Source organism: Edaphobacter modestus, from assembly GCF_004217555.1.
GTDB classification, from domain to species: domain Bacteria; phylum Acidobacteriota; class Terriglobia; order Terriglobales; family Acidobacteriaceae; genus Edaphobacter; species Edaphobacter modestus.
The window spans coordinates 5,947,678-5,960,179 of the sequence record NZ_SHKW01000001.1 but is presented as its reverse complement, the minus strand read 5'-3'; the positions used below and the strand labels follow the sequence as shown (position 1 = coordinate 5,960,179).

At 52.7% G+C, this 12,502-nt stretch carries 9 protein-coding genes; 4 read left to right on the top strand and 5 right to left on the bottom strand.

The genetic code is table 11. The features are described from left to right. Positions 1-35 precede the first annotated feature (35 nt). From BDD14_RS25270 to BDD14_RS25255, 4 genes are all read right to left on the bottom strand, one after another. Positions 36-1,382, bottom strand: coding sequence for a YncE family protein (locus BDD14_RS25270; protein WP_165420239.1), 1,347 nt, complete (start codon positions 1,380-1,382; stop codon positions 36-38). A 424-nt stretch (positions 1,383-1,806) separates the two neighbouring features. Continuing rightward, complete coding sequence (locus tag BDD14_RS25265) at positions 1,807-4,050, bottom strand: outer membrane beta-barrel protein (protein ID WP_242618190.1); 2,244 nt, start codon at positions 4,048-4,050, stop codon at positions 1,807-1,809. A 382-nt stretch (positions 4,051-4,432) separates the two neighbouring features. After that, a complete protein-coding gene (locus tag BDD14_RS25260; RefSeq protein WP_130422324.1) occupies positions 4,433-5,863 on the bottom strand; it encodes a sensor histidine kinase in 1,431 nt (476 codons plus the stop codon). Further along, positions 5,860-6,525: a response regulator transcription factor gene (locus BDD14_RS25255; protein WP_242618189.1), complete on the bottom strand. Its 666-nt coding sequence runs from the start codon at positions 6,523-6,525 to the stop codon at positions 5,860-5,862. Before BDD14_RS25255 ends, BDD14_RS25260 begins: the two co-directional genes overlap by 4 nt. 513 nt (positions 6,526-7,038) lie before the next feature. Between BDD14_RS25255 and BDD14_RS25250 the strand changes: the two genes are divergently transcribed. The 4 genes from BDD14_RS25250 (at position 7,039) to BDD14_RS35070 (ending at position 10,546) form a co-directional block, all read left to right on the top strand. After that, the gene (locus tag BDD14_RS25250; RefSeq protein WP_130422320.1) at positions 7,039-8,421 is read left to right on the top strand and encodes a TraB/TrbI/VirB10 family type IV secretion system protein; all 1,383 of its coding nucleotides are present in this window, start codon (positions 7,039-7,041) and stop codon (positions 8,419-8,421) included. Next, complete coding sequence (locus BDD14_RS25245; protein WP_130422318.1) at positions 8,418-9,398, top strand: VWA domain-containing protein; 981 nt, start codon at positions 8,418-8,420, stop codon at positions 9,396-9,398. The genes BDD14_RS25250 and BDD14_RS25245 overlap by 4 nt, the downstream gene beginning before the upstream one ends. Before the next feature lie 507 nt (positions 9,399-9,905). Then, positions 9,906-10,124 carry a hypothetical protein gene (locus BDD14_RS25240; RefSeq protein ID WP_130422316.1) on the top strand — a complete coding sequence of 73 codons (219 nt, stop codon included), beginning with the start codon at positions 9,906-9,908 and terminating at the stop codon, positions 10,122-10,124. Beyond that, positions 10,121-10,546: an outer membrane beta-barrel protein gene (locus tag BDD14_RS35070; protein ID WP_479724014.1), complete on the top strand. Its 426-nt coding sequence runs from the start codon at positions 10,121-10,123 to the stop codon at positions 10,544-10,546. The genes BDD14_RS25240 and BDD14_RS35070 overlap by 4 nt, the downstream gene beginning before the upstream one ends. Positions 10,547-10,978: 432 nt before the next feature. Here the strand turns inward: BDD14_RS35070 and BDD14_RS25230 are convergent, their stop codons facing one another. Continuing rightward, positions 10,979-12,391 (bottom strand): ATP-binding protein, encoded by a 1,413-nt coding sequence (locus BDD14_RS25230; RefSeq protein ID WP_130422312.1) that lies wholly within the window; start codon positions 12,389-12,391, stop codon positions 10,979-10,981. Positions 12,392-12,502: the final 111 nt, after the last annotated feature.

Here is a 12,502-nt window from a genome sequence, read left to right as displayed (position 1 = left end):
GTCGGCAAATATTGTTCGGCGATGAATGATTGGATTTACGCGTGATGGAACAGTGCTTCCAGGCTCGGTATCCTGTGCTCTACCTCTTCACGAATGCTTTCCGCTTTGTGGATCGCGTCTGCTACATCCACAGCAGAGGTGTACGGAATCTCCATGACAAGAATTCCGATACGATGTCCCTGAGCATCGAACATCTGCATCTTTATGTTGTAGAAAGCCCCATCATCGATCTTCGCGCAATAAGTCTTACCATCTTTGACAGCCGCGAAATCACCCTCGCTGGTGCGTATTCCAATCCTGGTCGCGTTACCGTTCGCAACAAGCACCATATTTTGTTGGTCGGGAGGAATGACATGAAGCCCTAACTTTCTAAGAAATGGGTGAGTCGATAGTGTGTCCAGCACGATTTTTTCGGAGATCGGTGAATCGACCTGAGCCTTAGGCTCGACGACAACGCTCTTGGCTGGCTGTGTGTTGACTGGTTCGAAGATAATGATTCGCGCGTTCTTTCCGGCTTCACCAGGTACCGCAACAAATAGACGATTGAGCTCAGGCACGAGCCGGGCGGTCTTTCCTTTGGCGCCGGACGGTACACTACCCCGAACGACATAGTGGTCAAGGTCGGTCTGATCAAGCACATCCACAGCTCCATCACCAGCGGCATAGAGGCGCCTCGTCGCAGGGTCGAAGATCAGGTCGTCGACTCCCTTTGAGATCGGCAACGCCTGCAGCTCTTTCCCTGTGTTGGTGTCGAGGACGACAATCTGTCCGCTCCTGCAGCCGACGAACAAACGCTGGCGCTGTTCATCCAATGCCATAGCGACGTTTACCTTACCCATGGTCAGCGGCCAGGTGGCCACAACCGTGTTAGTCAACCTGTTGACAACGACAACCTGATTCTTCGCCTTGTCGTTCACGTAGATGCGGGGACGATAGTTATCAAGCGCCATCGCCTCGAGTGTGTCCCCATCGATTTTTACGTCCGCAATTTTCTTATGCTCCGTCGTGTCGACAACGGACAACATCGAATAGGGCTGGCCAACGTCACCACCGCCGTTATCAATGTAGAGGTACTTCCTGGAGATGTCGTAGCCAATCGAATCAGCATCTTTCAACAATGCAATGTGATCGATCAAACGGTACGTTTCGCCGTCATATATCTTAAGCGATCCATCTCCGCCATCAGAAACATAGATCTGGTCCAGATCTGGTCGATAGAAGACCGCATGAGGCCTCGCAATGCCGTCAATCTGATGAACCATCTTGCCTGTGCTGAGGTCGAATACAAGGACTGCTTTAAAAGCCTCGGGAGTAGCGAAGAGACGGTTACGCTTCAAGTCGATACCGAAGTGATCGAAGTTGCCTTGCACTGCACTAGGCAACTGAAGGGTCTGCACTATACGGAGTGACTCGCTTGTAGGAGGGGCCGTTGAAATCAAGACTCCCGTCTGGGCGATGGCACTGGGAAGGAAGGAAGCACAAAGTATTGCCAATATAAGACGATGCATGTGAAGGGTCCTGATCACTCTCGGTATCTAAATCTATGGCGTGATGAATAGATATTAGGCCGCAACGTGGTCAAGACAGTGACAATGCAATCAATTTGGAGATAAACCCTATTCAGTGAATACTCAGATTGGAACAGCATGACAGTAATCTAAGTGATGCGCACTTCTAAACGGGTCGACTCGTGTCTGTTGCCTGAACACAAACGAGTTGCTGACGTTTCCAACTTACAAAAATCCGAGAGCGCGCCTTCGGGAGTCAAAGTTGATCCGCAATGTGAGACTTCCAGTGTTCCCGCGATCAGAATTTAATATGCGCACTAAATTGTAATCTTCGTGCGGACAATGCCGCCGTTGGGCGCCCGAAGAACGTCGACTGAATATTACCTACATACGAGCTGAAGTTGGTGCGGTTTGTCACGTTGAACCCGTCGATAGCAAAAGACATAAGAGGTGCTCGATCCCCCTTTTTACTTGGGACATGCATATCGTGGCTCCATCGCAAGTCGAGCTCGACATTACCACCTGTTTCCAGACTATTTCTCTTTATTCCAGCGGGACGGGCATTCAAGATACCAGTATTGAACACGTCAACACCCGAAGTCTCGGTGTATGGCATTCCCGAATAGAGTTTCGTCCCGACGCCGAGATTCAACCAATGGTCTTCATTCAACGTACCTAGAAGATTGAATCGATGACGCTGATCAAAGTCTGCGCGGCTGTACTCTCCGGTTAGGTCATACTGATTCGCGGGGAACCATGCAATCCCTCCCGTGTTGTTGTTAGTTCGACTAAACGAATATTGAGCAAGCCCTGAAAACCACCTTCCGGTCTTTCCCTCCAGAGTCAGGTCCAGCGCATTGCCTACCTGTCTTCCTTCTGACTCAATTTGCCGTACAACACCAAGATTCGTGTTGGGCCTTGATGCATAGAATGGAGGGAGCGGAGCATTGATGTCTCTCGAGCGAAAGAGCGCGAGCCCAAGCAATCCACGATACGTTGCGGCAACAGTGAGTTCCTTACTAAGCTGGCGTTCAATCCCGAAGCTGTAGTGGGCGATGTAAGGAATGTGTGTGTTGGGAGCAAGCTGGACCAGGTTGGTGGGTAGGCTCGAAGGAGGAATGTCAGGAGGCAAAGGGATCGGATAACCCGGATTGAGAATGGTGTAGGAGCGAAGGACGACGCCGTTGTACCGCTTCAGATCTGCCATCGGCGTAGCTCCTGTTCGATCATAGAACAGACCACTGCCGCCCCGAAGCACGGTCTTCTGGTCCTTTGTGGAATAGGCGAAGGATATCCGAGGGGCGAAATCATGGATCGACTTGAAGTAAGTCTGCCAGTCGTAGCGAAGGCCTAACGAGACCTGAAGATTCGGCCGAACTTGAATCTGATCCTGGATGAATGTACCGATCTCATTCATCCAAAATACAGTTCTTCCTACTCCCGCTTGCTGCGTAAACGAGTATGGTCGATTTGCCACATAGTCCGAAAGACTCGAAAAGTTGAATGTTCCCTGCCGATTCGAACTGTCCTCCCATGCGCGCCTGCTCAAGTTTGGAATGTTGACGCCAAATTTGAGGTAATGTCGTCCTTTACTCCAACTGACTATGTCATTGATCTTCATATTATTCTCCGTTGCAAGAAGATCGGCCTGGGCACCACCGTCTGTAAATGCACCATCTACCACGATCTTCTGCAATGGTGAAACGCTGCGCGTCGGGTCATAGTCTTTCTCAAAAAAGAGCTGCAATTGATTGAGGAGGGTCGGTGACAGAATCAATCGATCGTTAAAGATTACGTCGTCCTCACGAGCTTGAGCATTGACCGCCGATTGAGCGAGAATGAGGCCGCCAGCTCCCAGATTCCTCGTAATGGTGTCCGTGACGTTGTATTGCAGTGAAACCCGATGCTTCGCGGAGAACTCATGAGATATTCGAAAGGCTACCTCGGTATCATGAATCGGCGTCGGCACATTGGTCGAGATGAGACCTGTTGGAGTCTGTGCATGAACGATTGCCTGCAGGTTATCTTCCTGTCGAGTACCCGAGACGAGGAACGTTGTCTTTTGATCGCTGCCTAACGGGCCGGTGATGGAGCCCTCATAGATTCGCTTCTGTTCGAACGGTTTGGTGAGGGCGAAATAGTTCTTCGCATCGGAGACTGAATCACGGAAGGTGAAGGTAAAGCTTCCATGTATTTGTGGAGTGCCCGGCTTTGTGATGATCTCGATGCGCCCTTTCCCTGGACGATTTGTCTCGGCACTATAGGGGTCATTGTTGATATGGGCTTCGGCAATGGCTGAGGCAGAGACACCGGTACCTTTCATCTCGACGCCGTCGACGATGATGGTGACCCCATTCGTGCCAACGCCCGATTGATCAAGAAAGGGTGCGAGGGCAGCGATATAGTTCTGATCGAAGACCGGAACCCTTTCCAACATCTGTGAACTTACAGCAACCTGATCTCGGTTCTCGGTTGGATCCGTCGTCACAGTGGAATCGGCAGATTCCACTGTGACTTGCGCCTCTACAGTTGGCAGCGCCAATTGAATCTTTAAGAATGGTTGCGACGAATGCGTAAAGTGTATCGGGGCTCTATACGCCTCAAACCCATACTTGGCTGGCACCTCCACTACGTATTGGTCGGGAGAGACTGGTTGCCAATGGAAATTACCTTGAGCATCGGAAACCGAATGCCGGATGATTGCGCCCTTTTTGGTCCGCAACTGAACATCTACTCCTGAGACAGCATCGCCAACCGGGTCAACAATACTTCCGTTCAGGGCTGACTGCCCCACAGCCAGTTTGCAGCCAACAATGAGCAGAAGGACCGCAAGAAATCGGGATAGTTTTTCCAAATAGGACAACATACCCCTGACACTAGCGCAAAATAGCTGAATTTCTCATGAGGAGAATGAAGGATAAGCCTTACATCCGGGACAGGTCGGTTAAATGCCTGGGTATTGACACGTGTTGCGCATTGTCAGCCCGAGGGAAAGCAACCTCAAAGGAGGTGCCACAGCCAATCTCACTATCAACCTTTATGGTTCCTGCGTGAGACTCGACAAGACTCTTGGCAATGGATAGGCCCAATCCAGAACCACCATCGCGCGGAGTTCTTGCCACATCTACTCGGAAGAACCTTTCAAAGATGTGCTCCTGGACACTGCGAGCAATCCCTATGCCAGTATCTCGGACAGTAAATCCACACCGTTCGTCTGTAGTCCAACTGATTAGCGTGACGTGCCCCCCAGTATGTGTGTAACGTACCGCGTTGTCGATAAAAATCATGAGGAGCCGCTCAAATGAAGCTCGGTTTCCAAAGACTGGGAGCACTCGGTTTTCTGGAAGATATTCGATCGTGATCCTCTTTGTAGCTGCGAGTGATCGAGCCCTCACAAGGATCGCATCAATAGACTCTCCCAACTCAAACAGCTCCATGTTGAGCAATCCATCGCCCTGTCCCATTCTTGCTAAGGTCAGGAGATCGCTGATAAGCCTTGCCATATACTCGCTCTCGCCCACGATATCGGTAAGTCCCTGCGTGATTCGCCGATTCTCGCCCGGCTCCATCAATAGAAGCTCTGCATTCGATCGGATGAGCGCGACTGGTGTTCGCAATTCATGCGAAGCATCTGCCGTGAACTGCGTGATTCGCTCATAAGAAGTCGCAATACGATCAAGCATAAAGTTGATAGTTCTCGAGAGCCTATCCAACTCATCATTAGTTCCTAGGAGTGGCAGACGTCGCGAGAGACTTTGGGCATCAATCGAGTTTGCAGTCTCCGTAATTTGATGGATAGGAGCGAGCGCACGTCCACCCATCCAATAACCTCCGAGAGCGGCAAGGAACGCAGCGGCCGGAATACTGAAGATGAGCAGCCATGCCAAATGGTCCGTCAGGTCTGCATATTCAGTCTGATCGACAGCGACCTGAATTACGAAAGTGGACAGGCCCACTGTCGCCAATTTGCTAATGGAACGAAAGGATCTTCGTCCAACACGAATATCCTGTTTAAGTATTTGATTCGGCAGCGGCGAAGAAGAGGTTACAACAGTCATCGCATCAGGTTGATACACCACGGAACCATCCGGATAGCTCACGCGGAACATCTTGCCGCGCGGGAGAAGAGCTGAGTGCTCCCGCAACTCTTTATTCAGATTGTTCATCTCGTGGATATCAAGCTTATGCCTGAGAAAAGTGGCGACACCATCAATGCCCGAGGTAAGCTCCAGGTCGGCCGCTCTTCGCAATCCCCATGATGCACCGAAAAACACGCCCATTCCAAGCAGGATTACGATGAGGGATACTACAGCCGAATACCACAGGGTCAGGCGAACTCGAATCGAAAAGGTCATGGGTGTATCACTGAGGTCAACCGGTATCCAAATCCGCGGACCGTGTGAATCAATTTATTTTCGAAGCCTCCATCTATCTTGGATCGGAGCTGCTTCATAAATACATCAAGCGTATTGTTTTCCACGGTCTCCTCATATCCCCAGACAGCATTGATGATTGCCTCACGGCGTAGGACGGTATGTGGTTGTTTCATCATGAACTCGAGAAGAAGAAATTCTGTCCTGGTGAGAATGATGGGTCTCCCCGACCGGGAAGCGTTATGCGTCAGCGGGTCAAGTTGCAGATCCTCCAGTTGATACAAGAGAGACGTGGCCGTTGGGGTACGGCGGCTAAGCGCCCGTAATCGGGCGAACAACTCTGCAAAGGCAAAAGGCTTCGTAAGATAATCGTCAACGCCATTGTCTAACCCGCGAACAACATCTTTTGTTGCATCGAGCGCAGTCAGCATCAGTATGGGGGTTGCGACTTTCGCCTCACGCAAGAATCGCGCCACTGAAAATCCATCCATTTCAGGAAGCATCGCATCCAGGATGATAGCTTCAAAGGGATGGCTGCGAGCAATATCTAAGCCATCCGTGCCTGTAGATGCAAGAACAATCCGATGCGCTTGCTTCTCGAGTGCGTCCCGGAGAAGCAAAGCCATCTTTCGATCGTCTTCCACAACCAGAATTCTCATGAGGGTACAAACCTGACTTTTAGAGTAATCAGATTTCCTGAATATTTGCTGAAGGACCCGATGGACACTCCAAATTTACATAATCTATAAGGACTTATGCGACGGCTGAGGTTTGATACGGTAGCGGTTCAAAAGCATTATTTGCTGAAGTCGGAGTCAGTGCCGACCCCGCCACAGGGTATGGCTATAGGCGTCGCATCTCGCGGTAATTGTCGCAGTGTTTTCGGCTTGCCCGGTGGCGGTAAGAAGCGAACTCTCTTTTTAATCTGCGGCGAACTCAATCTTAAGGATATCTTCAGCTACGCTCACTACAATCAATTCTCAAGTCACCGGGAGCATGCGAAACATCGCGGCGCGGCTGAGCGGTAAGCCGGCAGCTTCAACCCATCGGGCTTCCCTTCGCTGTGCCGGTACGGGTGCCAGGGCAGGAACCTTCAGGACGAGGCCGGCAAGTCGTTAGCAGATGCGCATTCTCTACGTGCTGAGGTCTCCTCCGGAATGATGTCCCGTCGTTTTCTCTCGATCCTTCTGTTTGCCTGGGCCTTCGTCGGCCGCCTACCTGCACAGATTGCGGCTCCCCAGCTCCAGCCCACCTCTCCACAGCCCTCATCTGAACCCCACACCATTGCAATGACCGCTCCCAACGGGACTCCGTTGCAGATCGCCCTCGATAAGGAAGTGCGTGTCCGGAAGGTTGGAGAGCCTATCACTGGGCGTGTCATGCAGCCCGTCTATGTTTTCGATCGTCTTGTCATTCCCGTAGGTACCGCGGCAAATGGTCGAATCTCTGCCATTGACCCCATCTCGAGCAGCAGGAGAACACTGAGCGCCCTGAACGCCGACTTCACTCCTTCCCATAAGCTTGCTGTCGTCTTCGACGAACTCATCTTACCCGATGGCCGTCATATCGACCTGCACGCCACCGCAGTTCCCGGGTCGGGACAGGTCATCCGTCTGGTGACCGCTAACGAGCATAAAAAGAACGTTGTGAAGGATGCCGCCGCCCAGAAGATGGATCAAGCCCGTGCGCAGTGGAACAATGCCATGAAACAAGTGGGGTCGCCCGGCCGGATGCATCTTGTGACGCGCTATGCCGTCGCCCAGCTCCCAGTGCATCCGCAGTACATCGACGCTGGAACGCTTTACTCCGCGGAGCTGTCGCAGCCACTCGACTTTGGCAGTGAATCCGTACCTTCCGATACTCTTTCTGGTATCGGGACCCAGCCTCCACCCGGAAGCCTTGTGCATGCCGACCTGTTGACTCCGCTGAACTCGGCGATCACAGCGAAGAGCGCCGACGTGGAAGCCCAACTTTCGCAACCGCTCGTGGACCAAAAACGCCTCATCCTTCCCGCCGGAACTCGTCTCCGCGGCTCCGTTCTCCAAGTGCGCCCCGCACGCCGTCTGCATCGCAACGGACAACTGCGTATCGTCTTCCGTGAAGTGATCCTGCCCAATGGAGTTGTTCAGACCGTGGATACCAGGCTCGAGGGCATTCAGTCCGACTCGGCAGACAATGCCCAGCTTGATTCTGAAGGCGGCACCAAATCTACTTCTTCGAAGACTCGATACCTCTCAACCGGTGCTTCTGTGGGTTTGGCACTGATTGGAAGCGGCGGACGGAACGACGTCGGAGATGCAAGCCCGATCGCTGGAGGCGCCACAGGCTTCAAACTCATCGGCCTGGTTGTGGGCATTGCTGTTCGGTCTCACACCTATGGCATCCTCATGAGTGCCTATGGTGGAAGCCGTTCCATCTATAACAACTTTCTTGGGAAGGGGCGAGAGATCGTCTTTCCGAAAGACACTGTTATGGAGATCGGCTTCGGCAGCAGAACGTCGCTTCCTATGCCCGGTATTAACCCCGGAGCATCAAAATGAAGCAGGAGCCCATTCTGGCAGTAGCCTTCGCAATTGTGATCTCTGGTGTGCTCGCCGCCGGTGCACAGAGCATTGCGAACGTGATGCAAAGTCAGCAACCTAAACCAGGCTCATCAGGCGCATACACTCTGCACGTCGATGCTGGAGAAGTTGTCCTGAACTGCACTGTTCTAGACAACAAGAGAGAACTCGTCAACGACCTGACCAGGAGGAACTTCAAGGTCTTCGAAGACAAAACGCTCCAAACAGTTATTTCTTTGCAGCACCAGGACACGCCTGTTTCCGTCGGTCTGCTCGTCGATAACTCGGGGTCGATGAGCACCAAACGAGCTGCAGTTGCCTCTGCCGCGCTTGATCTGGTGAAAGCTTCAAATCCACATGATGAGACCTTCGTGATCAACTTCTCCGACCAGGCTTACCTCGATCAGGACTTCACTTCGGATATTGGCGAACTACAGAATGGACTCGCACATTTGAGCCAGTCCGGTGGTACTGCGCTCTACGACACTGTCGTCACTGCCGCCGACAAGATGGAGCGATCCGCTACACGCCCCCGAAAGGTGCTGATCGTGATTACCGATGGTGATGACAACTCCTCGAAGCTCAACCTTGATAACGCGATCCATCGCGTCCAGGATCTGCAAGGTCCGATCATCTATTCCATCGGGCTGCTCTTTGGAGGCGATAAGTCGCGGCATGCCAGACGTGACCTCCAGGCGCTCTCCAGCGAAACCGGAGGAATCGCCTTTTTCCCGGGTTCGCTAAAGGATATCGATTCAGTCGCCGCCGAAGTCGCCCGCGACATTCGCAACCAGTACGTCCTCGCATACCATTCCCCACATGCTTCCGTTGACGGCTATCACACCGTCACAGTTGAGGCGCATGCTGAGGGACACGGCAAGATAACTGTTTATACCCGGTCCGGCTATCTCTCAAAACAATCCTCGTCCCGCGACACAAAGACTGATATGAAATGACCTCAGTCCGAACAGCAAATCAAAGAGCCATTCACGAATAGAATTCGTGTGACTAGAGTGGCGCGCAGAAACCGCAGCAGCAACAATCACTCTTCGTGGTCGTGCTTTTGACCATCTGGACCAACCTGAATCTCACATGAGTGCGGCGCACTGTATCGGCACTATCGTGCCGTCACCGCCATGAGCCTCCTGCAGTATTAGAAATAGGTGGGGCTGCAGAGGCTCGCCGTATGTTGCTCGCGGAGAGTCCTGATACGGCGACGGCCTTTCAAGTTGGGATGCCTCGCCTTTCTCAGTTCAGCCGCAAGTACGCGCGTCCCTTCGGAAGCCCGCCCACGGCGGATGCTGTTCGCCTCTGCAGTGGCGCTGAGCAGGTTGTGGTACGAAACGCATTGCTCGCGGTTTCGAGCCTTCGACGCATTTTGCGGTTATTGGATGTAGCGAGTTGAGTCGGGTCAGAAGCGGCGATATCGATCACCTGGTAGTCACGCGCTAACGTGGGCACCCATGCGCTTAGCGGGAGACACCGTCATTCGCAGCGGCTTCGGCATCTATCTTGGCGACGGACAGCTCGACGACCAAAACTTTCCGATCAGCAACGAGATTGCGCAGTACTCGCTGAACTCCATTCCGAACCTCTCGTATCCATCACGCCGTTTCTCAGCCATACGCCCCGCATCATCTCGCCGCGTGAAGCTGATCGCAATCGCAAGGATATGTAAGTGACGCAGTGGGGACTGTCGGTACAGCAGGCACTGCCGAAGAGCTTCGTGGGCACGCTCTCCTATGTGGGAAGTAAAGGCACTAATCTACTTAATACGACCTATATCAATCTCAAAGACCCCACAACCGGATTGCGTCCATATCCAGCGTTCGGCCAGATTCATCTGCCCCTCGCGATAATGCACCGCGAGAACCTGCCCGCTCACCTGACTGTAGATGTTCACGGTAGATATTGGGGTCACCGTACCGAGCGCATTGATAGATACGCCCATGTCACCTTGGTATGCCGTGCCGACATAGACAATGACAGAATGATCTTCCGCTCCAGCAGCGGCAGAGTCGACCTTGTGCTTCTGAGACCGCAGTGCAAAGAAGATGCCGAGGGTCAGAGTTGCGCCCAAGAAAATGGCCACTATCCTCTCTGACCTTGGAAGTACGCTTCGCAACGATGGCCAACTCTGCAGAACCAGGTTGTGCGAGCTTTTGTTCGCTCTCTCCCAGATAATCACTCACTTGCAGTCTCCCTGAGAGATCTTAAGACGCACCCGTGCATGCGCTCCTAGTGTTTGAACTCGGAACGAGTGCAATGCACAGGACTTATCGAGCAACCATCTTCTTACCTTCATGAGCTCTCCCAGAGTTCTATTGTGGAGAGGTCAACAACAAAGCGCTGTCAGGAACGGTTAGGTACATGTAAGGATTTGTATGGGCAGCAAATCCGTCAATGCAGGCACTGAAGCGCGTGGAGGCACAGCTCAAGCTTATCGAGCATTATCCGTAAGATATTTAGGCGAGGAATCCCGATGTTCTTTACCCGCCGGCTGACGGCCTGGACAGCCATGGATTGGTCGAAACTCTTAGTTTGTGCTGTTATGCTCGAGCTGCGAAAGCTCATACCGACGGGATGCTGCATCGAAAGCGATCGGCAATCGAATCGCTATTTCAAGGCCTGTCGGCCGAAGATTCGCGGCGCTGATCGTACCGCGGTGCAAACGAATCGCCTCAGAGGCAATAGCTAGACCGAGACCGTTCCCGTCCGTCGCTTGCCCGTCGCAGCTAATTCGATAGAAAGGTTGAAAGATTGCATCGAGTGACTCTTCCGGAACCCCCGGACCATGATCCCGGACGAAGAGAATCCCCAGCGGTTCCGGAGTGCTCCAGTCAATTTCTAATACGACCTTGACATTGGTTCCCGAGCGGGTAAATCGGACCGCGTTGCGAATGACGTTCTCACACGCGCTTCGAAGGGCATGTGGATCGGCATTCTCGAGAATGATCAAACCCTTTGTACGGAGACTCACCGACTTGCCCGACGCTTCTGCTTCGAAGTTGCTGTCGGCGGCCACCTCCTCGACGAGCTGCGTAAGGTCGACGTCTTCTCTCTCTGCAGACGAAAGACCAGCTTCGAGGCGAGAGAGTGTCAAGAGCTGCCCCATCAGGAGATCGATCCTCGCAACATCACGATCCAAACGCTGGAACATGTCATCGGAGTCTGCCGAGTAACGCTTTTTCAAAAGAGCTACAGAGAGATTGATGCGAGCCAGTGGAGAGCGCAATTCATGCGAGACCGAATTCAAAAGGTTCTTTTGCGTTTGAATCAACAATTCAAGACGAGCCACCATCGAGTCAAAATCTTTTGCCAGAGCTGACAACTCGTCGAAGCGCCTGGCCACTGAAGCCGGCACCCGTGCCTTGAGATCTCCTTGCGCGACTCTTCTGGCCGTCGACTGAATACTATGGATTGGCGCCGCAATATGATACGCAAGTGCGAGGCAAAGTAAGGTAACCAAAAGGATCAGGGAGATGGTATACGGCAGCCCCTCTCCCAACAGCGCGTCACCTACCTTACGCAGACCGGGCTTCAGGTAGAGCATCAGTATGTAGGGATGCCCCAAGGGAGAGATAAACTTGTAAGCGGCAATATCGTTTCGGAGCATTACGACCTGGCTGGTCTTTGCCGCGTGCGCAACTCGAAGGCCGTCGTCTGTTAACGGTCGAGATAGAACATCTTTATCGAATCCATCGAGCAGGTAGAGTTGCCGTTCGCGATCGGAAACACTGCTCTGCGAAAAACGAGCAAACGCTTCAGGACCGCCCGATTCATAGACCCTAACGGCTTCCGCCGCCAGGATAGGCGCGACGGTAACATACATATTCGGGGCTGAAACCTGTCTCAGGCCTCTCAGGTGGACAGCGAGAACCACGATAGAGAACATGGCCCAGGCAGTCAGCCAAAACCAAAGGAAGATCGTCAGGAAGAGCCGGTACATGGGTACTCTGGCTCTCACCCTGCAGAGTCTGGCTTGAAGATTGACAAACAAATGTTCTCCCTTCCTGTCATCGATCCTTACTTTGATGTATACGATACAACTCTGCCGACG